We start from the raw sequence: 26,920 nt of genomic DNA on the forward strand, positions 1-26,920 counted from the left end.
CGGCCGCGGCCCGGGGGGGGGGGGGGGGGGGGCGCCGCGCGCGGGGCGCCCCCGCCCGGGCGCGGGCGGCGCGCCCCCCCCCCCCCCCCCCCCCCGCCCGAGTCTCGGCACTCCCGCACAACCCGCTGGACACGCCAGGCCGTCCACAGCGAGGGCAGATGCGCGCGGGTGGGCTCTCGGAACGCGCGAGCATCCCGGCATGCATTACCGCCGAACTCGCCCACCACTCCTCCGTGCGCGCGCAGCCGACCCGTCAGAGGGCCGCCGGCTCAGACGCCTCCACGCCGCCGGCAAACTCGTGCGCCTTCGCGCTTCGGTCTACGTCGCAACGGACGTCTGGGCGGCTTCGGAGCCCGCAGACCGCCACCTCATCCGTGCCTGGGCGATCGCTCCGGAGCTGTCAGGATCGGTCACCTTCTCGCACCAGACCGCCGCGCTGATCCACGGCTGGCCCCTCATCGGTGGCATCACGGATCGAGTGCACGTCATCGACGGGACGCTCCACGGTGTCGAACACCGGGCGGGCGTCGTTCGACACGGCGCACAGAGCGGGGCTGGGGTGCCCGACCGAGCTCCCGAGCGCTTCGACGGCGTCCCGGTCGCCGATGCGGTCTCCACCGCCGTGCTCCTCGCGACCACGCTGGAGCCGCACGTGGCGGCAGTGGCGATCGACTCCGCAGTCCGGTCGGGTCAGCTCGATGTCGTCCGGTTCACCGATGCGCTCCCGGACGGCCCGAGTCGCGGATCGCGTCGGGCAAGACTCGTCTCGACGGCGCTGGATCCCCGGCACGAGTCGGTCGGCGAGTCATTCACCGCGATCCGGCTCGTCCAGCTCGGCGTCCGATCGATCGAAGCGCAGCAGGAGTTCCGGACCGGGGCGCGCGTCGACCGTGTGGACTTCTGGCTCCCGGACATCGGAGTCGTCGTCGAGTTCGACGGCAAGCAGAAGTACGGCGATCCCGCGATGCTCGGGAACCGTTCACCGCACGACGCGTTGTGGCAGGAGAAGCTCCGCGAGGATCGGATCCGCATGCACCCCGGAGTGATGACGGTCATCCGGGTGACGTGGTGGCACCTGCTCGAGGCGGACCGCTTCCGCGCGCTCTTCCGCGCACACGGGGTGCTCCTGTGACCGCGCGAGACTCGTCCACGCGGACACTTTCGCGGCCACTCCGGCGCGAAACTGTCCGCCCAGCCGAGACTCGGCGAAGCCGCACCGGCCGCCGCCCGGCCCCGCACGCGACGAAGGCCGCCGCCCCGAGGGGCAGCGGCCTTCGTGACCGAACGGTCGAGACTACGCGAGCTCGATCGTGGCGCCGGCGGCCTCGAGGGCCTCCTTCGCCTTGTCGGCCGTCTCCTTGTTGACACCCTCGAGGATCTTGGCGTCGGCGGTCTCGACGAGCGCCTTGGCCTCACCGAGGCCGAGCGACGTCAGGCCACGGACCTCCTTGATGACCTGGATCTTCTTGTCACCAGCGGACTTGAGGACGACGTCGAACTCCGACTTCTCCTCAGCGGCCTCGGCCGGGGCGCCAGCGGCGGCCGGAGCGGCAGCGGCGACCGGGGCGGCCGCGGTGACCTCGAAGACCTCTTCGAACTTCTTCACGAAGTCCGAGAGCTCGATGAGCGTGAGCTCCTTGAAGGCCTCGATGAGCTCGTCCTGCGAAAGCTTCGCCATGATTTTCTCCTACTACTAGCTAGATCGTGTGGTTGTGGAACGCGTGCCGGATCAGGCCGCGGACTCCTGCTTCTCGCGCAGGGCGTCCACGGTGCGGACGGCCTGCGAGAGGGGTGCCTGGAACAGGTACGCAGCACCGAACAGCGAGGCCTTGAAGGCGCCGGCGAGCTTGCCGAGCAGGACTTCACGGGACTCGAGGTCGGCGAGCTTGTCCACCTCGGTCGCGGAGAGCGGGTTACCGTCGAAGTAACCACCCTTCACCACGAGCTGAGGGTTCGCCTTGGCGAATGCACGCAGCGACTTCGCGACGGCGACGGTGTCACCGTGGACGAAGGCGAGAGCGGACGGACCGGCGAGTTCGTCGTCGAACGACGAGATGCCGGCGTTGTTCGCCGCGATCTTGGTCAGCGTGTTCTTCACCACGGCGTACGTGGCGTGCTCACGGATCGAGTTGCGGAGCTCCTTGAGCTGCGCGACCGTGAGACCGCGGTACTCGGTGAGCAGAACGGCGTTCGAGCTACGGAAGGACTCCGTGAGCTCGGCGACCGCAGCTTCCTTGTTCGCCATGGTTCTCCTTGGGGTTCTTGCCGGCTAGCCCCAGGTCCGTGGCTGTGGCAAGCACAGCCCCACCACATGAAAAAAGCTCCGGCGCAGAGGCTCGGAGCTGCTCCCCCGCGAACGGAAGGAGAGGTTCGGAACACCTGCGCGGGCTGCCTCACGAGTGAGGACCTTCGGTCACGCTGCGAGCAGCACGACAACCGGCGGTCTTTGGCTTCGAGAACTGTAGCACGGCGAGACGCCCCCGACCAACCACCGCCCCAGGCGGAGGACCCGGCCGCCGCACCCGCCGGGGCCCCACCACCGCACCAGGCGGACAGCCCGGACCGCCCACCGGCACCGGGACCCGGCCCGGACCGGACCGCCCACCGGACAGGAGGCGCGGTGCCGGCCCGACCCGCGCCTCCCGTCCGTCAGCTGCTCGCCGGAGCCACCTCGGGTGTCGTCGACCAGTCCGCGCCAGCGGGCCGCTCGGCCGGCAGGTGCACGGTGAAGACGGTGTCGCCCGGCTCGCTCGTCACGTCCACGGACCCGCCGTGCGCCTGCACGACCGCGTCGACGATGGCGAGCCCGAGCCCGGTCGAGCCCGCGGTGCGGGACCGCGAGCTGTCGGCACGCGCGAACCGTTCGAACAGCTTCGGCAGGAACTCCGGGTCGATGCCCTGCCCGGTGTCCCGCACGGTCAGGTCGACACCGGTGCCCGTGGTCGACGGCGCGATCCCGACCGTGATGCGGGTGCCGTCGGGGGTGTGGGTGCGGGCGTTCGTGACGAGGTTGACGATCACCTGGTGCAGGCGTGCCGCGTCACCGACGACCGTCACCGGGGTCGACGGGACGTCCACCTCGATCGGGTGGTCCGGCGAGGCCGCATGCGCGTCGTTCACCGCGTCGAGCACGAGCCCGGTCAGGTCGACGTCGTCGAACTGGATCTCGCGGCCCTCGTCGAGCCGGGCGAGGAGCAGCAGGTCCTCGACCATGCTCGTCATGCGGACGGACTCGGACTCGATGCGACCCATCGCGTAGACGACGTCCTTCGGCAGGTCGCCGCCCATCCGGCGGGTCAGCTCGGCGTACCCACGCACCGAGGCGAGCGGGGTGCGCAGCTCGTGCGAGGCGTCGGCGACGAACTGCCGGACCTTCTGCTCCGAGCGTTCGCGGGCCTGCATGGCACCGGCGATGTGCCCGAGCATGCGGTTGAAGGCGCTGCCGACGCGTCCGACCTCGGTGCGTGGATCGGTGTCGGGGACGCGGACGTCCTGCAGTGCGTCGCTCCGCTCGAGCGGCATCCGGGCCACGGTCGACGCGGTCTCCGCCACCCGCTCGAGCGGCCGCAGGGACCGTCGGACGACGACCGCGGCGACGACGGACGCGGCGACCAGGGCGGCCACGACGACGACGATCACGACGACGAGCAGCGACCGGACGCTCTCGTACACCGGCGACATCGGGAGCCCGACGACGAGGACGGCGTTGCCGAGCACCGGGTTGTCGACCTGCACGGCGGCGACCCGGTAGCGCCCGAGGGTCCCGCCGAGGTCGATCGTCGCGGGGTCGACGCCGACCTTCACGGTGCCCAGGCGGTCGAGCTGTGTCGCGGAGAGCTGCAGCCGCGAGCTGTTGTCGGTGAGGACGATGCCGCCGGCACCGCCCCCGGAGAAGTAGTAGGCGGTGAGGGTCCCGGCGGCCTGGCCGAGCGGCTGCAGGGCGTCGTCGTTCGGGCGCTGGCCGTTCGGGTTCTGCTGCCCCTCGCCGAACTTGGTGCTCGCGCGGTCGGTCGCCTTCGAGAGCTGGCTGTCGATCGCACCCGTCTGGATGGACGCGAGCGCGATGATGCTGCCCGCGCCGATCACCGCGCTGACGGCCACGACGAGGGCGACGATGCTGAGGACCAGCCGTCGACGGAGCGTCACGCGGCCGACCTCACGCGGTGGGCTTGATGACGTACCCGACGCCGCGCACGGTGTGGATCATCGGGGTCTCGCCCGCGTCGATCTTCTTGCGCAGGTAGGAGATGTAGATCTCGACGACCGAGGACTTGCCGCCGAAGTCGTACGACCACACGCGGTCGAGGATCTGCGCCTTGGACAGCACGCGGCGGGGGTTGCGCATGAGGAACCGGAGGAGCTCGAACTCGGTGGCGGTCAGCTCGATCGGCCGGCCGGCACGGGACACCTCGTACGACTCCTCGTCGAGCACCAGGTCACCCACGACGATGCGCGAGTCGCCGGCCTCGGAGATCGAGATCTGCGAGCGGCGGATGAGTCCGCGGAGCCGTGCCACGACCTCCTCCAGCGAGAACGGCTTCGTGACGTAGTCGTCGCCGCCCGCGGTGAGACCGGTGACGCGGTCCTCGACGGAGTCCTTCGCGGTGAGGAACAGCACCGGGGTGTCGTCGTTGTTCTGCCGCAGCCGGCTGAGGACCTGCAGGCCGTCGAGGTCCGGCATCATCACGTCGAGCACCATCGCGTCCGGCTTCCACTCGCGCGCCGTGCTCAGCGCGTCCTGGCCGCCGTTGGCGCTCTTGACGTCCCAGCCCTCGTAGCGGAGCGCCATGGACAACAGGTCGGTGAGGCTGGCCTCGTCGTCGACGACGAGGATGCGCAACGGGGTTCCGTCGGCACGCGTGAGGCGCGGGGCTGCTGCAGGCTGGGAGATGGTCACGTCTTCGAGTATCGAGAGTTTCCTATGAGCCGTCTGTGGAGCGGCCCTCGGCGCTCTGTGGATTCCCGAGCAGGCACTCGGCGGCCGCTCCGTACCGTGGCCGCCATGCTCCGATCCTCGGCCTGGCCGGCCTCCGCCCGTTCCGTCGACGCCGACGGGGTCGAGGACTCCGCACGGGTCGCGGCCGGGTCCTGGAGGCGCGGCTCGGCCCCGTCGGACCGGCTCGCGTCGGTGCCTGCGGTCGCCGCGACGGCGCCCCTGCTGTCCGCGGGCACGGCCGGTGGGTCCTTCGCAGCCCTCGCCGCGGTCGCGGCGGCCGACGTCGCCCTCGCCCGTGCCGTGGAGCCGCACCTCGACGCCCTCGCGATCCTGGCGCAGGCCGGTGCCACCGCGCCGGAGGGCTCGACGTGGGGCGTCTTCGCTGCCGAGGCGCCGGGGCTGCGGCTCACCGCGACCGCGGAGGGAGCCGGAGCGGGCGGCACCGGCCCGGTCGGCGCCGGCTCGGTCGGCACCGGCTCGGGTGGCTCGGTCCTGCTCCACGGGACGAAGCCGTGGTGCTCGCTCGCGTCCGTCCTCTCGCACGCCCTCGTCACGGCGCACGTCGGCGAGGACCGGCAGCTGTTCGCCGTCGACCTCCGTCAGGACGGCGTCACCGTGCACGACGAGGCCTGGGTCGCCCGGGGCATGCCGGACGTGCCGAGTGGCCCGGTCGACTTCGCCGGGGTGCGTGCGACACCCGTCGGCGAGCCCGGGTGGTACACCGCACGCCCCGGGTTCGCGTGGGGCGGGATCGGCGTCGCCGCGTGCTGGTGGGGCGGTGCCGTCGGACTCGCCCGCCTCCTGCGCGACCGCGCCGCCGAGCACCGGGGGTCCGAACTCCTGCAGGTCGCCCTCGGTGCGACCGTCGCGGACCTCGCGGACGCCGAGGACGCCCTCGCCGACGCCGCCGCCCGCATCGACGACCCCGGCCCCGACGCCACGACGGACCGCGAGTGGGTGCTGCTCGCCCAGGTGGTGCGCTCCCGCGTCCGCCGCTCCGTCGACGCCGTCCGGGAACGGGTCGTCCGCACCCTCGGCCCCGCTCCCCTGACCGCGGACGCGTCGGTCGCGGCACGGGTCGCCGACCTCGAGCTCTACGTCCTGCAGGACCACGGCGACCGGGACCTCGCCCGCATCGGCCGGATCGTGGTCGAGGACGGCGGTGTCGCGTGGTGACGTTCGACCACCGTGAACCGGGCACCGACCCCGAGGACTGGACGACGTTCCTGCGGTCGGTCGACCCGCTCCCCGTCCGGCTCGACGGCCTCGCCGCGGTCGTGGTCGTCGCACCGCACCCCGACGACGAGACCCTCGGTGCCGGCGGGCTCATCGCCTCCGCGGCGGACGCCGGCATCCCCGTGCACGTGCTCCTCGCGACCCGGGGCGAGGGATCGCACCCGCACTCCCCGACGACCTCGCCCGAGCGACTGCGCACGGTGCGGGACGCCGAGTTCCGTGCGGCGGTGCGGCTGCTCGACCCCGCGGCGAGCGCCTCGGTCCTGGGCGTCCCCGACGGCGGACTGCGCGAGCACCCGGACGTGCTCCGGGCGGCGCTCACCGAGCGACTCGCAGCGGTCGACGGTCCCGTTCTGGTCGTCGCACCGTGGCGCGGGGACGGGCACCGGGACCACCGGATCGCCGGCGAGGTGGCGGCGGACGTCGTCGCGGGAACACCCGGAGCACGCCTGCTCGAGTACCCGGTGTGGGCCTGGCACTGGGACGACCCGGCCGCCCCCGCGGCGCCGTGGGACCGTGCCCGCGCGCTGGTGCTCCCGCCGGCCGTGCTCGACCGGAAGCGTGCGGCGCTCGACGCGTACCCGTCGCAGACCCGTCCGCTGTCGCCGGCACCGGGCGACGAGGCCGTCGTCGACGCCCGGCACGCCGCGCACCACCTCCGGTCGACCGAGTGGTTCTTCGCCGTGACCGACGCTCCGGCCTCGCGCTCCCGCGCATCGTTCGACGCCCACTACGACCGGAAGCCCGAGGGGTGGGACTTCGACGGCTCCTGGTACGAGCGGCGGAAGCGTGCCGTGACCCTGGCGGCGCTCCCCCGCGAGCGCTACCGGTCGGCGCTCGAGCTCGGGTGCGCGACGGGGGTCCTCACCGCGGCGCTGACCGAACGTGCCGACGACGTCCTCGGGACGGACATCGCGGCTGCGCCCCTCATCCGCGCACGGCTGCGCGCCCCGGCGGCCCGCTTCGTCCAGGCCGCGCTGCCCTCGGAGTGGCCGGACGGCCGGTGGGACCTCGTCGTGGTCTCCGAGGTCGGCTACTACCTGTCGCCGGCGGACCTCGACGCGACGATCGACCGGGTCCTCGGGTCGCTCGACGACGACGGGGTCCTCGTCGCCTGCCACTGGCGGCACCCCGACGACGACGCGGTGACCTCGGGCGACGCCGTCGATGCCCGCATCGCCGAGCGGTGGCCGCGTCCGGCGCTCGTCCGGCACGTCGAGGAGGACTTCGTGCTGAGCGTCCTCCCCGGACCCGCGGTGCGCTCCGTCGCCGCGGTCGAGGGCCTGACGCCGTGACGCTGCCCGGACGCATCGACGTCATCGTCCCCGCCCACGACGAGGAGGACGGGGTCGCCGGGTGCGTCCTGGCCCTCGCCGACGCGATCCGGGTCCTCGGGCGGGTGCACCCCGGGGTGGGCGTCGCCGTCACGGTGGTGCTCGACGGCTGTTCGGACACCACGGCGGCGGTCCTCCGGTCGACCGTCGCCGCGGACCCGCTCTGGCACGCGGTGCGCCTGGACGTCGTGGAGACCGCGCACGTCGGCGTCGGGCGTGCCCGGGCGGTCGGGACCGGCAGGGCCCTCGCGAGCGGTCCGCCGCCGGCCGAACGGTGGACCGCGCACACGGACGCGGACTCCCGGGTCGACCCGGGGTGGCTCGTGCAGCAGGTCGGCGCCCACGACGACGGCGCGCACGTCCTGGTGGGGGCGGTCGTCCCGGACCCGGTCGACCTCGACCCCGTGGTGCTCGCCCGGTGGGTGCACGCGCACCCGCCGGGGTCGACGCTCGGCCACGTGCACGGCGCCAACCTCGGGGTCCGCGGCGACGTCTGCCTGACGCTGGGCGGCTTCGACCCGGTGCCCGAGCACGAGGACGTCCGGCTGGTCGGACGGGCGCGTGCCCTCGGTTTCGACGTCCGAGCGACGACGGCGCTCCCCGTGGTGACGAGCGGCCGGTTCGACGGCCGGACGCCCGGCGGCTACGCCGAGCACCTGCGCCGCACCTACGGTGACGCCGGCTGAGGCTTCATCGGAAGTTCTTCGGATCCGGCAGCGCCGCTCATCGACTGCCTCCCTACGGTCGCCTCGACCCCAACACCGAGGAGAACCATGTTCCTGACCTACCTCAGGCGCGAACTCACGAACCGCAAGAAGCAGACCGTCATCATCGCGATCGGCATGGCGCTCGCCATCGCCCTCGTGGTCATCGTGTCCTCGATCGCGGGCGGCGTGAAGGCCGCGCAGGCGAGCGTGCTGCAGTCGGTCTACGGCGTCGGCACGGACATCACCGTGACGAAGACCGAGACCCCGACCGGCTCCGCCACGGGCCGCCCGAGCTTCGACTTCGGCAGCCAGGGCAGCTCCGGCAGCAGCAGCGGATCGACCGACCTCTCGCAGTCCCGCCTCGCCGTGTCCCGCGGGTCGAGCACGCTGAGCGCCACCGACGTCGAGACCGTCACGAGCACGAGCGGGGTGAAGGCCGCAACCGGTGTCCTGACCCTCGAGAACAGCACGTTCTCCGGCCAGGTGCAGCAGCAGTCGGACAGCAGCTCGAGCAGCAGCAGCTCGAGCGACAGCAGCAGCGGCACCGGGGCACAGCAGGGGCCGCCGAGCGGCGGCGAGGGCGGCGGCTTCGGCGGCGGCTCGTTCAGCGTCGACTCGTTCACCGTCACCGGCATCCCGGTGTCGGGCGACACGGTCGGGCCGCTCACGAGCACGGAGCTCACGACGGGCCGCACGTTCACGGCGAAGGACGCCGGCAAGGACGTCGTCGTGCTCGACGCCACCTACGCGAAGAGCGAGTCGAAGGCCGTCGGCGACACCGTCTCCATCGGAGGGAAGGACTTCACGGTCATCGGCATCGTGTCGTCCACCGGCTCGTCGTCGACCACCGGTTCGAACACGTACATCCCGCTGGACACCGCGCAGGCACTGGCCGACCTGGACGGCAAGGTCACCTCGATCTACGTCTCGGCGACGTCGTCCGCCGACGTCGGCACGATCAAGACCGCCCTGCAGAAGCAGCTCACCAGCGCCACGGTGTCGACCGAGTCCGACCTCGCGTCGAGCGTCTCGGGGTCGCTGAGCACCGCGTCGAGCCTCGTCTCGAACCTCGGCACCTGGCTCTCGATCGTCGTCCTCGCGGCGGCGTTCCTCATCGCGATCCTCTTCACGATCTCCGGCGTCACCCGCCGCACCCGGGAGTTCGGCACCCTCAAGGCGATCGGGTGGTCGAACGGCCGCATCACGCGACAGGTCGCGGGCGAGTCGCTCGTGCAGGGCGTCATCGGCGGCGTGATCGGTGCGGCGGTGGGCCTCATCGGCATCCTCGTGGTGAACGTCATCTCGCCGACGATCTCGGCGAGCGCCTCCTCCGGGACCACCCGCGGCGGCATGGGCGGTGGGATGCCCGGCGGTGCGGCGACCGCGGCGGCCGGCAGCGGCACGACCGGCGGTGCCCCGGCCGGTGGGTTCGGCGGCGGCGCGAGCACGGCCTCGACGACCGACGTCGTCCTGCACGCCCCGGTCACGGTCGAGGTCATCCTGCTCGCGATCGGCCTCGCCGTCCTCGGCGGCCTCATCGCCGGCGCACTCGGCGGTTGGCGCGCGAGCCGGCTCCGTCCCGCCGAGGCGCTGCGGAGCGTGGCCTGATGCCCGGACCGACCACCGGCACGACCCCCACGTCGGGCACGCCCGACCACACCCGAGCGACCCCGGAACCGACAGGAGCACCCGTGACCAGAATCGACACCGCGCCCTCCGCGGCGGAGGCGAGCCGCGCCTCCCGGCCCATCTACGCCCTGAAGAACGTGAGCAAGACGTACAAGCAGAAGAACCGGACCGTCACCGCGTTGACGAACGTCGACCTGACCATCCCGCAGGGGCAGCTCGTGGCGGTCCAGGGCCCGACGGGCGGCGGCAAGTCGACGCTGCTGCAGATGCTCGGCGCGCTCGATCGGCCGAGTGCCGGGAGCGTGCTGCTCGGCGACCAGGACGTCGCGAAGCTCGGGGACGGGGCGCTGACGAACCTGCGCGCCACCGAGATCGGCTTCGTCTTCCAGAGCTTCAACCTCATCCCGACGTTGACCGCGCTGGAGAACGTCGAGACCGCGTTCGCCGGGTCCCTCGCGAACCGATCACGGGTGGAGATCCGCGAGCGGGCGACCGCCGCGCTCCGGGAGGTCGGGCTCGGCGAACGACTTGACCACCTGCCGGCGGAGCTCTCGGGCGGGCAGCAGCAGCGCGTGGCGATCGCCCGGGCGCTGGTCAAGAACCCGAGCGTGCTGCTGGCGGACGAGCCGACCGGCGCGCTCGACGAGGCGACCCGTGACGAGATCATGGGGCTCATCGAGAAGCAGTGGCGGGAGCGCGGGCTCACCGTCGTCATCGTCACGCACGACTCGTGGGTGGCGAAGCGGGCCGAGCGCCGGCTGCACATCAAGCAGGGCCAGGTGCGCGAGGTCTAGCCCGGCCGGCGGCGCAGCCGGTGTTTCGCGCTGGGCGACAGTTCACGGACCACCGAGCGCGTGAACTGTCGCTCAGCGCGTGAGGTCGCGGCGGCGTCGCGGCGTCGCGGCACCGCGGCGACGTCGCGGCCCTACGGCGCCACCGGGTAGTCGCAGTACGCGAACCAGCGGGAGTCCTGCGACCACGGCGGCACGTTCACGGTCCCCTGCCCGCCGTCGAGCGTGACGAGGGTCTCCGGCTGGACGGCGATCCGGGCACCGCGCACGAGCGAACCCGGCAGGAGCCGGAGCTCCACCCGGTGGTCGGCCGGGTGCCCCTGCACGCCGGGCTCGTACGACAGGTAGAGCAGGTGTGCCCCGTCCGGCGAGACGTGCGGGAACCAGTTCACCCGATCGTCGTTCGTGAGTCGCACCGGGTCGGTCGCGCCGGGCCAGAGCACGACGAGCTGCGCGGTGCCCGGCGTGAACCGCTCCGAGTTCCACACGAGCACCTCCCCGGCGAACGAGACACCGTCGTCGGGGTGCTCGTCGCGGGTGAGGAACGTCGGGTCCCCGGTGGCGGGGTCGACGAGGGCGACGTCGGTGGTCCAGACGCCCTCCTCGGTGCGCTCCCCGACGATCGCCGCGAGGGTCTCCCCGTCCGGCGAGATGCCGTGCAGGTAGAACTTCCGGACGACCGGCAGGGCGGTGGTGACGTCGGTGAGGGTCGCCGCCGCTCCCCCGGCCGGCACCGGCACCCGGTACAGGTCTCCGTCGCGAGCACTCACCACGACGGACGGGCCCGAGGGGTCGAGCACGTGGTCGTTGTTGATCTCGGGGACGCCGGGCATCGGGACGCGCACGAGTGCGGTCTCGTCGACGACGGCGTCACCGTCGGCAGGGAGCCGCAGCAGCCAGAGGTCGCCGCCGCCGTTCAGCACGAGGGTGCCGTCGTGCAGCACGTTCGGCGCCTCGACGAGCAGGGTGCTCGACTCGAACACGATCCGGCTCGTCCGGCTCTCGACGTCGTACACGTGCACTCGGCTGGTCTGTCCCGGCAGCAGTTGCCGCCCGCGTGGCTCGCTCATGGTCCCATCCTGTCCCGGTTCCGGCCGCCGAGTCTCGCCCCGGCGGACACCGTCGTGGCTCCGGCGGCGCGAAACCGTCCGCACCGCCGAGTCTCGGCACACGCACGCCGCGCGCACCAGCGCACGCCGCGTGTGCACCGGCGCACGCACGGACGGGAGGCGGGGGGGGGGGGGGGGCCCCCCCCCCCCCCCCCCCCCCCGTCAGGCGGTCCTGCCTACTTCACCGCACCGGCCGTCAGACCGGCGACGAACTGGCGCTGCACGATGAGGAACGCGATCACGACCGGGATCGACACGACGAGCGACGCCGCCATGATCTGGTTCCAGTACACGTTCGTCTGCGTCGAGTACTGCTGCAGACCGACCGCGAGCGTCTGCCCGTTGCCGTTCGTCATCACCGAGGCGAAGAGCACCTCGCCCCATGCCGTCATGAACGAGTAGATGCCGACCGCGACGAGGCCCGGACGGGCGGACGGCAGGATCACCCGGAACAGGGCGCCCATCGGTCCGGAGCCGTCCACCATCGCGGCCTCGTCGAGCTCCCGCGGGATGGTCTCGAAGTAGCCCGCGAGCATCCAGATCGAGAACGGCAGCGTGAACGTCAGGTAGGTGATGATCAGGCCGAGCCACGACCCGACGAGCTGGATGCCGAGCGCGTTCCCGAGGTTCGTGAAGATGAGGAACAGCGGGAGCAGGAACAGCACGCCGGGGAACATCTGGGTGGAGAGCACCGCGGTGGTGAAGGTGCTCTTGCCCTTGAAGTTCCAGCGCGAGACACCGTAGGCGGCGAAGGTCGCGATGATCAGCGAGAACACCGTCGCGACGGTGCAGACCACCAGGGAGTTGATGAAGTACTGCCCGAGCGGGACCGTCGACCACATGTCGATGAACGGCTGCAGGGTGATGTGCGTCGGGATCCACGTGAAGTCGTTCTGCACGTCACCGAGCGGCTTGATGGCCGTGGTGATCATCACGTAGAGCGGGACGACCGTGAACAGGGTCAGGACGACCAGGGTCACGACCTTGAAGGACTTGGCGCCGACTGTCTCACGCACGGACGGACCTCCGGTTGGTCACGGCGAGGTAGATGCCCGTGACGATGAGCAGGAAGATGAGGAGCAGGACGCTCATCGCGGCACCGGAGCCGAAGTTCCAGGTGATGAACGACGCGTTGTAGATGTGGAAGCTCAGCAGGTCCGCGGCCGGGGGCTGGGCGGTCGAGCCGAACAGGACGAACGGCGTGTTGAAGTCGTTGAACGTCCAGAGGAACATCACGAGCACGAGCGTCACGTTGACCGGACGCACCATCGGCAGGGTGATCGAGCGCCACTGGCGGAAGGGCTTCGCGCCGTCGACCGAAGCCGCCTCGTACACGTCGTTCGGCACGGACTGCAGGCCCGCCATGAGCATCAGGAACGCGAACGGCCAGGTCTTCCAGATCGCCACGACGACGACCGAGACGAAGGCGTTCGAGCCGATCAGCCAGAACGGTCCCTGGCCGCCGAACAGGTGCAGCTGGTCGACCAGGATGTGGTTGATCGCACCCGAGTCACGCTGGAACATGAACTTCCAGGTGATGATGCCGGCGTACATCGGCAGCGCGTAGGGCACGAGGAAGAGCGTGCGGAAGAGCCCGCGGCCCCGGAACGGCTTCTGCAGCGCGACCGCGGCGGCCATGCCGAAGCTCCACGAGAGCCCGACCACGAGCACCGTGAAGGCGCAGGTGATGAGGAACGAGTTGAGGACGCCCTGGCCGATCGCCTGGTTGAAGTCGACGACGACCGAGTAGTTGCGCAGCCCGGCGAACGGAGCGGCGCCCCAGTTCGCGATGAAGTACTTGGTGAGCTGGATGAACGAGATCCAGATGCCGGTGAGCATCGGCACGATGTGGATCAGCAGCTCGAAGAGGATGGCCGGGGCGACGAGCGCGTAGGGCAGCCAGTGGGTCTTGCGCTTCCGACCTGGCGGACGGCCCGACGTCGTCGGGGCCTTCGTGTGGGTCAGGTCGATGCGCTCGGAGTCAGGCAGGACCGAGGTGGACATGAGCGGGGGCCTTTCGGCAGGAAGGGGATCGGGTGCTTCGCGCGGACCGTGGCAGCGGTCGGGAGGCGCGGCATGCGTGAGCCGATCGGCTCACCCCCGGCGCATGGCCGGGTGCGGAACCGCAGGTCGTCCACCCGGGTGGTCGGGCCGTGGACCTGAGGGGTGGAGGCCCGGGCGCGTCCTGTCGGACGCGACCCGGGCCTCCTGGCTCGATCAGCCGTTCGCCTGGGACACCTGGTCCTGGGCGGTCTTGAGCGCGGTCTTGATGTCGCTGTCGGACACCGAACCGCCGGTGGCGATCTTGGCGAACATGTCGTTCATCGCCTTGCCGACCGTGGACTCGAACTGGTCCTCGGCGGGGACCAGCGGGAGCGGCTTCGCCTTGTTGTTGTAGATGTCGAGGAACGTCTTCGTCTGCTCGTCGGTGACCGAGTCAGCAGCGGAGGCGAGCACCGGCAGGGCCGAGTACGGCTTGTCGAGCGTGGCCTGGGTGTCCTCGCTCGTCATGTACTTGACGAACTTCAGGGCGCCGTCCTTGTTCTTCGTGTTCTTGAAGATGGACAGGTTGATGCCGGCCGGGAAGGACGCGATGTCCTTGCCGCCCTGCGGCGCTGGGAAGGGCACCACGCCGAAGTCGTCGGCGGACATGCCGTTCGACGTGATCGTCGAGTTGGCGTTGTTCTGCGTCAGCATCATCGCGGCCTTCTTGTTCGCGAAGTCCGAGACCGCCTGGGTGCCGTTGTCGTACTGGGCGTTCGAGGTGTTGACGACCTTGTCGCTCTGCATCAGGTCGAGGTACCGGCGGATGCCGTCCACGTTCGCCTTCTGGGTGAAGGTCGGGTTGCCCTTCGAGTCGAACCACTCGCCACCGTTCTGCGCCGAGTTGATGAACGCGAAGTGCGCGTTCTCGGTGTACGAGCCACCGGCGATGGTGAAGCCGTACTTGCCGTCGGTGGTGAGCTTCTTCGCGTCCGAGACGAGGTCCTCCCACGTCGTCGGCGCCTCGATCCCGGCGTCCTTGAACATCTGCTTGTTGTAGTACAGGCCGTAGGCGAGGCCGTAGAGCGGGACGCTCGTGACGGTCTTGCCCGGTGCGCCACCGGTCGAGAGCGCGACCTTGCCGAACTTGTCGGCGCCGCCGATCGCCTTCATCTCCGAGTCACCGAACTCCTGGAAGGCGCCGGTGGCCTGGAGCGAGGTCGCCCAGGTGTTGCCGATGTTGACGACGTCCGGGCCCTGACCCGAGGTGACGGCGGTCTGGATCTTGTTCTGCAGGTCGTTCCAGCCGATGACCTGGAGGTTGACCTTGATCCCGGTCTCCTTCGTGAACTTCTTCAGGACGGGGGTCAGCACCTCCTTGTCGTTCTGGAGCGACGTGCCCTGGTTGGACGCCCAGTAAGTGAGCGTCTTGGAGTCGCCGGACGAACCGGACGATCCGGAGGAGCAGGCTGCGAGGCCGGTCACGGTGAGTGCCGCGGCCGCGGTGATGGCCAGTGCGCGGATGGCAGTGCGCATGACTCTCTACTTTCTCGTCGTTGAGATGGTGCAGGTGGTGGTGCTGGTCGTGCTGTCGGGTGCTGCTGTGTGCAGCGGTGTCGGTCCCGGTCGGCGGGCGTCCGTCGTCGGACGGCCACCGACCGGGCCTGGCGGTCAGGCCAGGGTCGACGCCGCGGGGTCCCAGCCCTCGGGGAGGGTCGGGGAGGGTGCGACGGTGCTCTCCACGAGCACCGCCTCACCACGTTCGGCCGCCTCGGCGATGGAGACCATCACGTCGAGGACGTGGAAGGCGAGGGCACCGGGAACCCGGTTCTCCTCACCGGCGCGGAGCGAGCGGGCCAGGTCGACCACGCCGGTACCGCGCGAGTAGGTGGACCCCACGGCGGGGATCGTCTCGGGCTCGTCGGCGCCGTGCGCGTAGAGCTCGGTGTCGCCGTCGAAGTTGTTCGGGTCCGGGAACACGACCGTGCCGGTCTCGCCCGCGATCTCGACGAAGCCGGTGCGACCACGGTCGGACTCGAACGAGAAGACGCTCTGCGCGCTCCCGCCGTTCTCGAACTCGATGAGGGCCGAGTGGTTCGTCGGGACCTCGACCGGGAACTCGGTGCCGGCCTTCGGGCCGGAACCGATCGTCCGGGTCGCGCGGGACTTCGACGCGGTGGCCGTGACCTTCTTCACCGGGCCGAACGCCTGCACGAGGGTCGTGATGTAGTACGGGCCGATGTCGAAGAGCGGACCGGCGCCGTACGCGAACAGGAACTCGGGGCTCGGGTGCCACGACTCGGGGCCGGGGCTCTGGAACAGCGTCAGACCGTTGAGCGGTGTGCCGATGCGGCCGTCGCGGATGGTCCGGAGCGCGGTCTGCAGGCCGGCACCGAGGAACGTGTCCGGTGCGACGCTGACGGTCTTGCCGGCGGCGCGGGCGGCGTCCCGGAGCTCGGCGGCGCTCGCGCGGTCGAGGGCGTAGGGCTTCTCGCCCCAGACGTGCTTGCCGGCGGCGAGGGTCTTGAGGGCGACCTCGACGTGGGCGGCCGGGATCGTCAGGTTGACGACGATCTCGATGTCGTCGTTCGCCAGGAGCTCCTCGACGGTGCCGGACCCGGCGACGCCCCACTTCTCCGCCTGCGCCGCTGCACGGGGCAGGTCGATGTCGGCGATGGCGTGCACCGTGACGTCGGGGAAGACGGTGAGGTTCGAGAGGTACTGGTCCGAGATGACCCCGGCGCCGATGACGCCGACGCCGACCGGGCCGGTGCGGGTGGTCCGGGTCGCGCCGGTCTCGGTCGTGGTGGTGGTGTCGGTCATGCGCGGGCCCCCTCGAGGAACGTGTAGGAGTCGGTGACGGCCTGGAAGACGTCGCCCTCGTGGTCGTCGAGTTCGACGACGTGGAGCGCGTCCGGCGCCGCGGCGATGATCTCGCGGATCGGCATGATGCCGTTGCCCACGGCGACCTGCTTCTTGTCGTCGTGCGAGCCGTCGCCGTCCTTGACGTGCAGGAACTGGACCTTGTCGCCGTACTTGCGGATGATCGCGACCGGGTCGTCCCCGCCGACCTGCACCCAGTACGTGTCGAGCTCGAGCACGACGTCGTCGGACAGCGCGTCGGCGAAGACCTCGTAGGCGGAGACGCCGTCGATGCGGTTCGAGAACTCGAACGCGTGGTTGTGGTACCCGAGGGCGAGACCGTGGTCCGCGGCACGCGGCGCGAGGGCGCTCAGCTCGCGGGCGATGGCCTCGACGTCCTCGCGGGTGGTCCAGCGGGCCTCGTCGATGTGCGGGTCGATCAGGGTCGTGAGACCGACGGTGACGCTCGCGTGGAAGATCTGCTCGAGGTCCTGCTCGCCGGCGTCCAGCAGCCGTGCGTGGCCGCTCGGGCTCTGCAGTCCCGCCGCGGCGAGGGCGTCGCGGAGCGCTTCGGCCCGGTCGACGAAGCCGAACGCCTCGACGTTCGTGTAGCCGATGTCGGCGATGCGCTGCAGCGTGCCGGGCAGATCGGCAGCGAGGGCGTCACGGACTGTGTAGAGCTGGACCGAGAGCGGTTGGGTCACCAGGAGTTCTCCTCGTCGAGATGGTGTGGTCGTCGTCGACCGAGCGTCACACTATGACCACTTTTGTCGGCGGTCAAGCAGAAGTTCGATCACGTTCGACGGACTTCGTTGCGTGGCGCGTTCGATGTGTGCTTCACTCCCCCACATGGTCGACTTGAACCGGACGGCAGCGTCGCCTCCGGTCGGGACGAGCGAGCTCTTCCAGATCCTGCGCGACGGCGTGCCACGGACCCGGGCCGAACTCGCCAGCCTGACAGGACTCGCGCGCTCCACGATCGGCGTGCGCCTCGATGCCCTCATCGAGGTCGGGCTCGTCGGACCCGTGGACACCGCGGCGTCCACGGGCGGACGCCCGCCTGCGCAGGTGGCACTGATGCCCCGCGCCCGCCTCGTGGTCGCCGCCGACCTCGGCGCCTCCCACGGCCGCGTCGCCGTCACCGACCTGGTCGCTCGGCCGCTCGCCACCCGCGAGGCCCGCATCGACATCGCCGCCGGCCCGGTCCCCACGCTCACGTGGCTCGTCGAGACCATCGACTCGCTCCTCGACGAGGTCGGTCGCGCCCGGGACGACGTCATCGCGATCGGCATCGGCGTGCCGGGGCCGGTCGAGTTCTCCACCGGCCGCCCCGCGAACCCCCCGATCATGCCCGGCTGGGACGGCTTCGACGTGCCCGGCTGGCTCCGCGCGAACATCGCGGCCCACGTGCTCCTCGACAACGACGTGAACATCGCAGCCCTCGGCGAACGCGAGCACGCCTGGCCCGGTGTCGACCACCTGCTCTTCGTCAAGGTCGCCACCGGCATCGGCTCCGGGATCGTCTCGGACGGCGAGCTCCGGCGCGGCGCCCAGGGCACCGCTGGGGACATCGGCCACGTCCGGGTCTCGAGCGCAGGCGACGTGCCGTGCCACTGCGGGAACACCGGGTGCCTCGAAGCCGTCGCCTCCGGGCCCGCGATCGCCCGGCGGCTCCGCGCGAAGGGCCATGACGTGCACTCGAGCGCGGACGTCCTGGAGCTCGTGAACCGGTCGGACCTGGACGCCATCCAGGCCGTCCGGCAGGCGGGGCGGGACATCGGCGAGGTCCTCGCGACCTGCGTCTCGCTCATGAACCCGTCGGTCATCACGCTCGGCGGATCGATCACGCAGGCAGGGGAACACCTGCTCGCCGGGGTGCGCGAGGTGGTGTACTCCCGCTCGATGCCCCTCGCCACGGAACACCTCGTGATCGCGCAGTCCCGTGCGGGCTCGCTCGCGGCGCTGCAGGGGGCGGCGGCGCTCGCCATCGGGTACGCGCTCTCCCCCGCAGGGATCGACGAGCTCGTGACGTTCGCCGAGGGGCGGCAGCTCGTCTCCTGACCCGGTCCCACCGGTGCGTCGGGCCGGTCCCACCGGTGCGTCGGTTTCGTCTCGTCGGTGCGCGGGGAGACAATCGTCGGGTGACGATCGTGCAGCCCACCCTGTGGGGCGACCTCGACCCGGTTCTGGAGGCGCAACCCGCCTCCGCAGCTCCGGCGTCGGTCGCACCCGTGGCTGGCTCCACGGCGGCGGGACCCGTCGCGCACGACGCCTTCACCGCGCTGCGCGGCCACACCGAGCGCATCGTCGCGCACTCGTCCGACCGCGTCGCCTGGCTGCGCGCCCGGGCGATGGGGATCACCGCGACCGACGTGGCCCGCCTGGCCTCGCTCCACGCCGTCGAGGCGGTCGTCACCGACAAGCGGTACGGCTCCCGGTTCTCCGGCAACTCGTTCACCGAGCACGGCAAGGAACGCGAACCGGTCATCGCCGCCTGGGTCGCCGCGACGCACGGCATCCAGCCCTCCGCGCACCTCTTCCACGCCGCCACGAACCGGGCGCACCTGGCCACCCCGGACGGCGTCGGCGTCGACGGCTCGTCGCGGGTTGTCCTCGCCGAGATCAAGACCACCGGCAAGGCCTGGCGGAGCATCCCCCGCCACTACCTCCGCCAGATCTGGTGGCAGCAGTACGTCCTCGGGGCGGACCGCACCCTGTTCGTCTGGGAACGGCACGACGGCTTCGTCCCGGTCGCCGACGAACCCGAGTGCCGGTGGGTCGACCGCGACGACGACCAGATCCGCGGACTGATCCAGCTCGCCGACCTCGTGCTCGACCGGCTGCGGAACTTCCGGAGCTAGACCTTCACGAGCCGCAGGCGACTCATCCCGATCACGAGCACGCCGAGCAGGACGATCGACACCCCCACGCCGACGCAGTACAGCGCGACGACGCCGTAGCCGAGGTCGGGGTTCAGGAACGGGTACGGGACCCAGCCGTCCGTCGCCCCGCGCACCAGTACGACGACCGTCCACACCGCCGGGTAGAGCAGGAACCACCACACGTGCCGGAGCAGCAGCTTCGAGCGATCCGAGAACAGCAGCCAGTCGAGCACCGCGTACGCCGGCATGACCTTGTGCAGGATGTCGTTCGACCACTGCACGTTCGCCGAGACGTCGACGCCGGTCAGCAGGGTGTTGTAGACGATGCCGGTCGTGGCGATGTACACCGTCGAGGCACCGCGGAACACACTGACCCGCAGGTCACCGCGCTTGTGTCGAGCAGCGGCGACGAGCGTCACGGCGAACGCCGCCGCGATGAGGATGTTCGACTGGATCGTGAAGTACCCGAAGAAGTTCCACGGGTTGTAGCTCGGGAGCTTCGAGCTGACGAGCCACTGCCCGACGATGGCTGCCACCACGGCGATGACCGCGATCAGCCGGAGCGAGTTCACGAGGGTGCGCACGGTGCCACGCTACCGGCAGACCACGCCGGGGACGCGACAGGACCCGCACCGAAACCGGTGCGGGTCCTGTCGGGACTGATCAGTGGATCAGATGCTGTTGACGTCGAGCGGGATGCCCGGGCCGAAGGTCGTCGAGACGGCGCCCTTCGTGATGTAGCGGCCCTTCGAGGCGCTCGGCTTGAGGCGGTTGATCTCCTCGAGCGCGGTCGAGATGTTCTCGTCGAGCTGCTCCGGCGTGAACGAGGCCTTGCCGACGACGAAGTGCACGTTGGCGTGCTTGTCGACGCGGAACTCGATCTTGCCGCCCTTGATGTCGTTGACGGCCTGCGCCACGTTCGGGGTCACGGTGCCGGTCTTCGGGTTCGGCATGAGGCCACGCGGGCCGAGCACCTTGCCGAGACGACCAACCTTGCCCATGAGCTCCGGCGTCGCGACGGCGGAGTCGAAGGCGGTGTAGCCCTCGGCGACCTTCGCGATGAGCTCGTCGCCACCGACCTCGTCGGCACCGGCGGCGATGGCGGCCTCAGCCGCAGCGCCCACGGCGAAGACGATGACACGGGCGGTCTTGCCCGTGCCGTGCGGCAGGATGACCGTGCCACGGACCATCTGGTCCGCCTTGCGCGGGTCGACGCCGAGCTTGAGGGCGACCTCGACGGTGGAGTCGGTCTTGGTGGAACCGGTCTCCTTCGCCAGGGCGACGGCCTCGGCGGGGGTGTAGAACTTGTCGGCCTCGATCTTCGCGGCCGCGGCCTGGTAGGCCTTGGACTTCTTCGCCATGGTGTTCTCCTTGGGAGCTACGTGGTTGACGAGCCGGCGCGGCTCTCCCACGGAAGGGTGTTTGGGTGTGTGCCTGAGCAGGTGGGGCTTACGCCTCGACCGTGATGCCCATCGAGCGTGCGGTGCCGGCGATGATCTTCGCGGCCTGCTCGATGTCGTTGGCGTTCAGGTCGGCCTGCTTGGTCTCGGCGATCTGACGGACCTGGTCCATCGAGATCTTCGCGACCTTGACCGTGTGCGGGGTCGCGGAACCCTTCTGCACACCCGCGGCCTTCTTGATCAGCTCTGCCGCCGGCGGGGTCTTGAGGACGAACGTGAACGAACGGTCCTCGTAGACGGTGATCTCGACCGGCACGACGTTGCCACGCTGCGACTCGGTCGCCGCGTTGTACGCCTTGCAGAACTCCATGATGTTGACGCCGTGCTGACCGAGCGCCGGACCGATCGGCGGGGCCGGGTTGGCGGCGCCCGCGTTGATCTGCAGCTTGATCAGGCCCGTGACCTTCTTCTTCGGTGCCATGACTTGTCTTCCTCCTGGAATCGAACGCACGGGGATCCGTGCACTCTCCCGCTGGCCCGGCCGTTCCGGACCGCGGTGAAGCCCCGCACGCACGAAGCGTGCGGGGCCAAACTCGATAAGTGTAGCTGGTGTTGGCGAGCGCTAGAGCTTCGTCACCTGGTCGAAGCTGAGCTCGACCGGGGTCTCGCGCTCGAACAGCGAGACGAGGACCGTGAGCTTGCCGCTCTCCGGCTTGATCTCGGAGATCGACCCGGGCAGACCCGCGAACGAGCCTTCCTTGATGGTGATCGTCTCGCCGATCTCGAAGTCGACCTCGGCCGCCGGCTGGGACTGCGCGCCGCCGGAGCCCTTCGCGCCGCCCTTGGTCGGGGCTGCCTCGGCCACCTGGACCAGGGACTTCAGCATGCCGAAGGCCTCGTCGAAGCGGAGCGGCGTCGGGTTGTGCGCGTTGCCGACGAAGCCGGTGACACCGGGGGTGTGCCGGACGACGGACCACGAGTCCTCGTTGAGGTCCATGCGGACGAGCACGTACGAGGGGATCCGGACGCGGGTGACCAGCTTGCGCTGCCCGTTCTTGATCTCGACGACGTCCTCCATCGGGACCTCGACCTGGTAGATGTAGTCCTCCATCGACATCGACACCATGCGGTTCTCGATGTTCGACTTCACGCGGCGCTCGAAGCCCGCGTAGGAGTGGATGACGTACCACTTGCCCGGCTTCATCCGCAGCTCGGCCTTGAAGGCCTCGTACGGGTCGACCTCGGCCGCTTCTTCGTCGTCGTCGGCGTCGAGGGCCTCGTCGGCGGCGAGGGTGGCGTTGGCCTCGGCTGCCGTCTCCGACTCCAGCTCGACTTCTTCCTCGTCCTCGACGGCCTCGACGGCGGCCTCGGCCTCGTCTGCGGTGTCGATCTCGAGCGCGTCGTCCACCACGGCGTCGGCCTCGGGGTCGCGGGACTCGGCGAGGGCCGTGAGCGCCTCGTCGATGCCGGCGTCGACGGTGCCGTCGTCGGGCTCGTCGCTCAGGCCGAGGGACTCGTCGTCCTCGTCCTCGATCTCGATGGCTCGCTCTTCGGCGGACTCGGCCGAACGCTCCTCGCCGGTCTCGACGTCGCCTTCCTGGTTCTCCTCGACCTCGGAGGACTGCTCGGCAGCCGTGGCGAGGTCGATGTCGTCGCGGGAGTTGTCAGACACTGTCGAATCTTTCCGTTCGGTGATGCGGATCGGGTTGGCGGGCGGATCGGTTCACGACCGGCGCCGTCTCGGGCGACCGTACTCCTGTCCGTGGGCAGACAGGACAGCCGGCGTCCGGGTCAGGCCGTCGGCCCGTTGCCGAACACGTACCCGACGCCGAGTCCGAACACGAAGTCGAGGACCGACACCAGGATCATCATCACGACGACGAAGACCAGGACGACGCCCGTGTAGCTGAAGAGCTCCTTGCGGGTCGGCGTGACCACCTTGCGGAGCTCGCCGAGGACCTGACGGATGAAGAGCACGATGGCAGCGAACGGACCGCGGCGCTCGGCCCGGTCCTGCTTCGCCTTGGCGACGACGTCATCCGCCGTCGTCTCCATGTCTTTGCTCGCCAACTTCTACCCTTCCAGATGTGCAGGGCGGACAGGACTCGAACCTGCAACCTGCGGTTTTGGAGACCGCTGCTCTACCAATTGAGCCACCGCCCTTCGGACACGGTTCGTCACCGATCCGTGTTCCGGTGGTCGAGTGTACGGGAGTCCGTCACACGGTGTCCACTTGACGGATGCTCCGGCGTGCCGCGCCGATAGGCTGGGACCCGTGAGCACCGAAGCCCCCGGCCCCGAGTCCACCGCCAACCCCGCTGCCGCGTCCACCGATCGGCCGCGCATCGCGTCCCGCATCGCCGCGATCGCCGAGTCCGCGACGCTCAAGGTCGATGCCAAGGCCAAGGCGCTGAAGGCCGCCGGTCGACCGGTCATCTCGTTCGCCGCCGGCGAGCCGGACTTCGCGACGCCCCAGCACGTCGTCGACGCCGCGGTCGAGGCCGCCCAGGACCCGAAGAACCACCGGTACACGCCCGCGACCGGCCTGCCGGAACTCAAGCAGGCCATCGCCGAGAAGACCGCACGCGAGTCCGGCATCACGGTCGACCCGTCGCGGGTGATCGTCACGAACGGCGGCAAGCAGGCCGTCTACCAGGCGTTCCAGACGATCGTCGACGCCGGCGACGAGGTCCTGCTCCCCGCCCCGTACTGGACCACCTACCCCGAGGCGATCCGCCTGGCCGGCGGCGAACCGGTCGAGGTCTTCGCCGGCAGCGACCAGGGCTACCTCGTCACGGTCGCGCAGCTTGAGGCCGCACGCACCCCGAAGACGAAGGCGCTGCTGTTCTGCTCGCCGTCGAACCCGACCGGCGCCGTGTACTCCGCCGAGCAGACGAAGGCCATCGGCGAGTGGGCCCTCGAGCACGGCATCTGGGTCATCAGCGACGAGATCTACCAGGACCTCGTGTACGACGGCGTCCGGTTCACCGGCATCCTCGAGGCGGTCCCCGCCCTCGCCGACACGACGATCCTCGTCAACGGCGTCGCCAAGACGTATGCGATGACCGGGTGGCGTGTCGGGTGGTCCATCGGCCCGGCCGACGCGGTGAAGGCGGCCTCGAACCTGCAGTCGCACCTGTCGAGCAACGTGTCCAACGTGTCGCAGCGCGCCGCGATCGCCGCGCTGAACGGCCCGCAGGAGCCCGTCACGGCCATGCGCGAGGCCTTCGACCGCCGTCGTCAGGCGATCGTCGCGGGTCTGAACGCGATCCCGGGCTTCGTCACGCCGACCCCGCAGGGCGCCTTCTACGTCTACCCCGACGTCACGGCGCTCCTCGGCCGCGAGTGGGCCGGCTCGACACCGACCACGACCCTCGAGCTCGCCGACCTCATCCTCGAGCACGCCGAGGTCGCGGTCGTCCCGGGTGAGGCCTTCGGCCCGTCGGGCTACCTCCGCCTGTCGTACGCGCTCGGTGACGACGACATCGCCGAGGGCGTGGCCCGCCTGGCGAAGTTCTTCGCGTAGTCCCCCGGACGCCGCGACGGCCCACCTCGTCGAGGTGGGCCGTCGTCACGTCCGGGGCCAGGAGGCGCGGCTCGGCTCAGGCGAGCAGGTCACCCACCACGACGGGTTCCGGCACGAGCGCCACCCCGAAGCGGTTCAGGACGGTCACCTGGACGTAGCGGGCGAGCTCCGCCACCTGGGCGGCTGTCGCGCCGCCCCGGTTCGTCAACGCGAGCGTGTGCTTCGACGAGATCGCCGCGCGGGACCCGGGCACGGCGTACCCCCGGTGCACGCCCGCGTGCTCGATGAGCCAGGCGGCACTGAGCTTGACGTCGTCGCCCGCCGGCCAGCGCGGCGCCTCGGCCGGCAGCGTCTCGGCGAAGGCGGCGGAGACGATCGGGTTCGTGAAGAACGACCCGGCGCTCCACGTGTCGTGGTCGTCGGCGTCGAGCACCATGCCCTTGGACCCGCGGAGCCGCAAGACCTCGGACCGCACGGTCACCGGGTCGACGAACGCCCCGAGCTCGACGCCGAGCGACCCGGCGAGCTGGGCGTAGCGGACCGCGACCCCGGCGTCGGATGCCGTCCCGAGCCGGAACTCGACCGTCAGCACCGCGCCCCGTCGCCCGTGCTTGAGCGTCGAGGTGCGGTAGCCGAGCGCCAGCTCGGCCGCTGGCACCCACGCGCGCTCCCCCGTCGCCGCGTCGAGGAACTCGATCCGGGTGAGCACGTCGGACAGCTCGACCCCGTAGGCGCCGATGTTCTGCACGGGGGCGGCGCCGACGGTGCCCGGGATGCCGCTCAGCGCCTCCAGGCCCGTCCAGCCGCGTTCGACGGTCGTCGCGACGAACGCGTCCCACGGCTCGCCGGCCGCGACGCGGACGGTGACGCCGTCGCCGTCGGACTCGTGCTCCACGCCGGTCGTGCGGACGAGCACGACGGTGCCGTCGAAGCCGTCGTCGGCGACGAGGAGGTTGCTGCCACCTCCGAGGACGAGCCACTCGTCGTCGTCCCACGCCGTGGTCACGTGTGCGACGAGCTCGTCGGTCGTGGTCGCGGTGAGCAGCCGCGCCGCGGAACCCCCGACGCGCAGCGTCGTGAGGTCGGCGAGCACCGGCTCCGTCACGGTCAGCGGAACGCCACCGTGACCTGCGCCTTGCCGAGCACGGTCTGCCCGGCGGCGGTCACGGTGAGGTCGATGCGCTGCGGGCGGCCGTCGTCGTCGACGGTCCCGACCTTGGCGACGACGCCGACGGTGGCGCCCTGCTCCGGGTCGACGACCACGGGACGGGTGAATCGCACGCCGTAGCGGACGACCCAGCCGCGGTCGCCGAGCCACTCGGACACCGGCTGGACGGCGAGGCCCATGGTGAGCATGCCGTGCGCCAGGACGCCGGGGAGCCCGACCGAGGCCGCGACGTCGTCCCGGTAGTGGATCGGGTTGAAGTCGCCGGACGCACCGGCGTAGCGGACGAGCGAGTCGCGGGTGATGTGGACCTCGCGCTCGGCGACGACCGTCCCGACCTCGAGCGCGGTCACGGATGCGGCGGTCATGCGTCGTCTCCTCGGACCACGAGGGTGGAGGTCGCCGTGACGACGTGCTCCCCCGCGGCGTCGTTCATGGTGCTCTCGGCGGTGACCATGGCGTTGCCGCCGAGCGTCTTCACGCTCGTCACCGTCAGCGTCGCGGTGAGCTCGTCACCGGCGACGATGGGCCGCTCGTAGGTGAAGGCCTGCTCGCCGTGGACGACGCGCGAGAAGTCGATGCCGGCGTCGGGTTCGGCGAGAAGCTGGGCGAGCGTGGCCTCCTGCACGACGACCGCGAAGGTCGGCGGGGCGACGACGTCGTCGTACCCGGCGGCGCGGGCGGCGTCGGGCTCGTGGTGGATCGGGTTCGTCGCGAACACGGCGCGGGAGAACTCGCGCACCTTCTCACGACCGACGAGGTAGGGCGCAGCCGGCGGGAACGTCCTGCCGACGAGCTCGGGGTTCACTGACACGTCCGGCAGTCTACCGACGCCCACTCGGGGGCCGGTGTTGATGAGTATGCATCGGCTATGCTGGTGGGACGCGGTTCGGGGGAACCGACGCCGGTCTTCTGGGGATGGGGAGGAACGATGGACCACACGACCGAGTTCGCCGTGCACACGGGCGATCGGTGCACGGCGATGGAAGCCGCGGGTGCCGCACTGCAGCGGGCCGGCCACCACGTCGAGTCGACCGGCGGCACGCTCACGGCCACGACCGGGAACCGGCTGCTCACGATCCTGCTCGGTGCGCTCGTGCACCCGTCGCGGGAGTTCCGACGGTACGAGCTGTCGACGACCGTCACGGGGACGTCGACCACGATCACGCTGCGGCACTCCGGGCACGGCACGGCGGTGTCGGGCGGGGAGATCGGTGCGAAGCGGCGCCACGACGCCTGGCGCAGCACGGCGGGCGTGATCGAGCGGGCGCTGCGGCAGGCGGGCGTCCTGAGCGGGCGGTAGCGCGAGTCGCGGCGGCGCCGATCGGCGTCGGCCGGCCGGCGGGAGGCAGCGCGGGGC

The 26,920-nt window shown here is 70.9% G+C and carries 28 protein-coding genes and 1 tRNA gene; 10 read left to right on the forward strand and 19 right to left on the reverse strand.

What is annotated here, in order from left to right:
- The first annotated feature begins 298 nt into the window (after positions 1 to 298).
- Complete coding sequence (locus ACNQOV_RS15875) at positions 299 to 1,132, forward strand: hypothetical protein (RefSeq protein WP_402268417.1); 834 nt, start codon at positions 299 to 301, stop codon at positions 1,130 to 1,132.
- A gap of 162 nt (positions 1,133 to 1,294) precedes the next feature.
- Here the strand turns inward: ACNQOV_RS15875 and rplL are convergent, their stop codons facing one another.
- The 4 genes from rplL to ACNQOV_RS15895 all read right to left on the reverse strand — a co-directional run bounded on the left by rplL (position 1,295) and on the right by ACNQOV_RS15895 (position 4,897).
- Complete coding sequence (rplL, locus tag ACNQOV_RS15880) at positions 1,295 to 1,678, reverse strand: 50S ribosomal protein L7/L12 (protein WP_022907351.1); 384 nt, start codon at positions 1,676 to 1,678, stop codon at positions 1,295 to 1,297.
- Between the two features lie 51 nt (positions 1,679 to 1,729).
- A complete protein-coding gene (gene rplJ / locus ACNQOV_RS15885; RefSeq protein ID WP_022907352.1) occupies positions 1,730 to 2,245 on the reverse strand; it encodes a 50S ribosomal protein L10 in 516 nt (171 codons plus the stop codon).
- 404 nt (positions 2,246 to 2,649) lie between these two features.
- A complete protein-coding gene (locus ACNQOV_RS15890; protein ID WP_416395721.1) occupies positions 2,650 to 4,146 on the reverse strand; it encodes a sensor histidine kinase in 1,497 nt (498 codons plus the stop codon).
- Between the two features lie 10 nt (positions 4,147 to 4,156).
- Complete coding sequence (locus tag ACNQOV_RS15895) at positions 4,157 to 4,897, reverse strand: response regulator transcription factor (RefSeq protein WP_031262639.1); 741 nt, start codon at positions 4,895 to 4,897, stop codon at positions 4,157 to 4,159.
- A gap of 105 nt (positions 4,898 to 5,002) precedes the next feature.
- On the opposite strand from ACNQOV_RS15895, the gene ACNQOV_RS15900 reads away from it, so the two are divergent.
- The 5 genes from ACNQOV_RS15900 (at position 5,003) to ACNQOV_RS15920 (ending at position 10,636) form a co-directional block, all read left to right on the forward strand.
- On the forward strand, positions 5,003 to 6,112 hold the full coding sequence (locus ACNQOV_RS15900) for an acyl-CoA dehydrogenase (protein ID WP_416395723.1): 1,110 nt from the start codon (positions 5,003 to 5,005) through the stop codon (positions 6,110 to 6,112).
- Entirely contained in the window at positions 6,106 to 7,467 is a 1,362-nt protein-coding gene (locus ACNQOV_RS15905) for a PIG-L family deacetylase (protein ID WP_416395725.1), read from the forward strand. The genes ACNQOV_RS15900 and ACNQOV_RS15905 overlap by 7 nt, the downstream gene beginning before the upstream one ends.
- Positions 7,464 to 8,192, forward strand: coding sequence for a glycosyltransferase (locus ACNQOV_RS15910; protein WP_416395727.1), 729 nt, complete (start codon positions 7,464 to 7,466; stop codon positions 8,190 to 8,192). Before ACNQOV_RS15905 ends, ACNQOV_RS15910 begins: the two co-directional genes overlap by 4 nt.
- 87 nt (positions 8,193 to 8,279) lie before the next feature.
- Positions 8,280 to 9,821: an ABC transporter permease gene (locus ACNQOV_RS15915; RefSeq protein ID WP_416395729.1), complete on the forward strand. Its 1,542-nt coding sequence runs from the start codon at positions 8,280 to 8,282 to the stop codon at positions 9,819 to 9,821.
- Positions 9,822 to 9,961: 140 nt separating this feature from the next.
- Positions 9,962 to 10,636 (forward strand): ABC transporter ATP-binding protein, encoded by a 675-nt coding sequence (locus ACNQOV_RS15920; protein WP_416395747.1) that lies wholly within the window; start codon positions 9,962 to 9,964, stop codon positions 10,634 to 10,636.
- Between the two features lie 131 nt (positions 10,637 to 10,767).
- Here ACNQOV_RS15920 and ACNQOV_RS15925 read toward each other — a convergent pair whose 3' ends face one another.
- The 6 genes from ACNQOV_RS15925 to ACNQOV_RS15950 form a co-directional block, all read right to left on the reverse strand.
- Positions 10,768 to 11,703 carry a TolB family protein gene (locus ACNQOV_RS15925; RefSeq protein ID WP_416395731.1) on the reverse strand — a complete coding sequence of 312 codons (936 nt, stop codon included), beginning with the start codon at positions 11,701 to 11,703 and terminating at the stop codon, positions 10,768 to 10,770.
- Between the two features lie 215 nt (positions 11,704 to 11,918).
- Positions 11,919 to 12,758: a carbohydrate ABC transporter permease gene (locus tag ACNQOV_RS15930; protein WP_022906466.1), complete on the reverse strand. Its 840-nt coding sequence runs from the start codon at positions 12,756 to 12,758 to the stop codon at positions 11,919 to 11,921.
- On the reverse strand, positions 12,751 to 13,746 hold the full coding sequence (locus ACNQOV_RS15935) for a carbohydrate ABC transporter permease (RefSeq protein WP_022906465.1): 996 nt from the start codon (positions 13,744 to 13,746) through the stop codon (positions 12,751 to 12,753). Before ACNQOV_RS15935 ends, ACNQOV_RS15930 begins: the two co-directional genes overlap by 8 nt.
- Positions 13,747 to 13,959: 213 nt before the next feature.
- Entirely contained in the window at positions 13,960 to 15,261 is a 1,302-nt protein-coding gene (locus ACNQOV_RS15940; protein WP_022906464.1) for an extracellular solute-binding protein, read from the reverse strand.
- 135 nt (positions 15,262 to 15,396) lie between these two features.
- On the reverse strand, positions 15,397 to 16,548 hold the full coding sequence (locus ACNQOV_RS15945; protein WP_416395735.1) for a Gfo/Idh/MocA family protein: 1,152 nt from the start codon (positions 16,546 to 16,548) through the stop codon (positions 15,397 to 15,399).
- Positions 16,545 to 17,291, reverse strand: a complete 747-nt coding sequence (locus ACNQOV_RS15950; RefSeq protein WP_022906462.1) for a sugar phosphate isomerase/epimerase family protein — start codon at positions 17,289 to 17,291, stop codon at positions 16,545 to 16,547. Before ACNQOV_RS15950 ends, ACNQOV_RS15945 begins: the two co-directional genes overlap by 4 nt.
- Before the next feature lie 145 nt (positions 17,292 to 17,436).
- Between ACNQOV_RS15950 and ACNQOV_RS15955 the strand changes: the two genes are divergently transcribed.
- Positions 17,437 to 18,648 carry an ROK family transcriptional regulator gene (locus ACNQOV_RS15955; RefSeq protein ID WP_022906461.1) on the forward strand — a complete coding sequence of 404 codons (1,212 nt, stop codon included), beginning with the start codon at positions 17,437 to 17,439 and terminating at the stop codon, positions 18,646 to 18,648.
- 80 nt (positions 18,649 to 18,728) lie between these two features.
- Entirely contained in the window at positions 18,729 to 19,448 is a 720-nt protein-coding gene (locus ACNQOV_RS15960) for a YqaJ viral recombinase family protein (RefSeq protein ID WP_416395738.1), read from the forward strand.
- Here the strand turns inward: ACNQOV_RS15960 and ACNQOV_RS15965 are convergent.
- The 6 genes from ACNQOV_RS15965 to ACNQOV_RS15990 all read right to left on the reverse strand — a co-directional run bounded on the left by ACNQOV_RS15965 (position 19,445) and on the right by ACNQOV_RS15990 (position 23,032).
- On the reverse strand, positions 19,445 to 20,053 hold the full coding sequence (locus ACNQOV_RS15965) for a Pr6Pr family membrane protein (RefSeq protein ID WP_042723687.1): 609 nt from the start codon (positions 20,051 to 20,053) through the stop codon (positions 19,445 to 19,447). The two genes, ACNQOV_RS15960 and ACNQOV_RS15965, sit on opposite strands and share 4 nt — an antisense overlap.
- A gap of 87 nt (positions 20,054 to 20,140) precedes the next feature.
- The gene (gene rplA / locus ACNQOV_RS15970; protein WP_022906460.1) at positions 20,141 to 20,830 is read right to left on the reverse strand and encodes a 50S ribosomal protein L1; all 690 of its coding nucleotides are present in this window, start codon (positions 20,828 to 20,830) and stop codon (positions 20,141 to 20,143) included.
- Between the two features lie 88 nt (positions 20,831 to 20,918).
- Positions 20,919 to 21,350, reverse strand: coding sequence for a 50S ribosomal protein L11 (gene rplK / locus ACNQOV_RS15975; RefSeq protein ID WP_022906459.1), 432 nt, complete (start codon positions 21,348 to 21,350; stop codon positions 20,919 to 20,921).
- Positions 21,351 to 21,491: 141 nt separating this feature from the next.
- A complete protein-coding gene (gene nusG / locus ACNQOV_RS15980) occupies positions 21,492 to 22,541 on the reverse strand; it encodes a transcription termination/antitermination protein NusG (protein ID WP_022906458.1) in 1,050 nt (349 codons plus the stop codon).
- A gap of 119 nt (positions 22,542 to 22,660) precedes the next feature.
- Entirely contained in the window at positions 22,661 to 22,924 is a 264-nt protein-coding gene (gene secE / locus ACNQOV_RS15985) for a preprotein translocase subunit SecE (RefSeq protein ID WP_370871658.1), read from the reverse strand.
- A gap of 35 nt (positions 22,925 to 22,959) precedes the next feature.
- Positions 22,960 to 23,032 (reverse strand) — tRNA-Trp (locus ACNQOV_RS15990).
- Between the two features lie 181 nt (positions 23,033 to 23,213).
- On the opposite strand from ACNQOV_RS15990, the gene ACNQOV_RS15995 reads away from it, so the two are divergent.
- Entirely contained in the window at positions 23,214 to 24,395 is a 1,182-nt protein-coding gene (locus tag ACNQOV_RS15995; RefSeq protein ID WP_416395749.1) for a pyridoxal phosphate-dependent aminotransferase, read from the forward strand.
- A gap of 76 nt (positions 24,396 to 24,471) precedes the next feature.
- Here ACNQOV_RS15995 and ACNQOV_RS16000 read toward each other — a convergent pair whose 3' ends face one another.
- From ACNQOV_RS16000 to ACNQOV_RS16010, 3 genes are read right to left on the reverse strand one after another with little or no spacing between them, the layout of a single operon-like run.
- Positions 24,472 to 25,500: a UDP-N-acetylmuramate dehydrogenase gene (locus ACNQOV_RS16000; RefSeq protein WP_416395742.1), complete on the reverse strand. Its 1,029-nt coding sequence runs from the start codon at positions 25,498 to 25,500 to the stop codon at positions 24,472 to 24,474.
- 2 nt (positions 25,501 to 25,502) lie between these two features.
- The gene (locus ACNQOV_RS16005; RefSeq protein ID WP_416395744.1) at positions 25,503 to 25,928 is read right to left on the reverse strand and encodes a MaoC/PaaZ C-terminal domain-containing protein; all 426 of its coding nucleotides are present in this window, start codon (positions 25,926 to 25,928) and stop codon (positions 25,503 to 25,505) included.
- Positions 25,925 to 26,374 (reverse strand): MaoC family dehydratase N-terminal domain-containing protein, encoded by a 450-nt coding sequence (locus ACNQOV_RS16010; RefSeq protein WP_083857901.1) that lies wholly within the window; start codon positions 26,372 to 26,374, stop codon positions 25,925 to 25,927. The genes ACNQOV_RS16005 and ACNQOV_RS16010 overlap by 4 nt, the downstream gene beginning before the upstream one ends.
- Before the next feature lie 117 nt (positions 26,375 to 26,491).
- Between ACNQOV_RS16010 and ACNQOV_RS16015 the strand changes: the two genes are divergently transcribed.
- Complete coding sequence (locus ACNQOV_RS16015; RefSeq protein ID WP_022906452.1) at positions 26,492 to 26,863, forward strand: hypothetical protein; 372 nt, start codon at positions 26,492 to 26,494, stop codon at positions 26,861 to 26,863.
- Positions 26,864 to 26,920 lie beyond the last annotated feature (57 nt).

This window comes from Curtobacterium sp. LFS084, assembly GCF_047977705.1.
In the GTDB taxonomy this organism is placed as follows: Bacteria; Actinomycetota; Actinomycetes; order Actinomycetales; family Microbacteriaceae; genus Curtobacterium.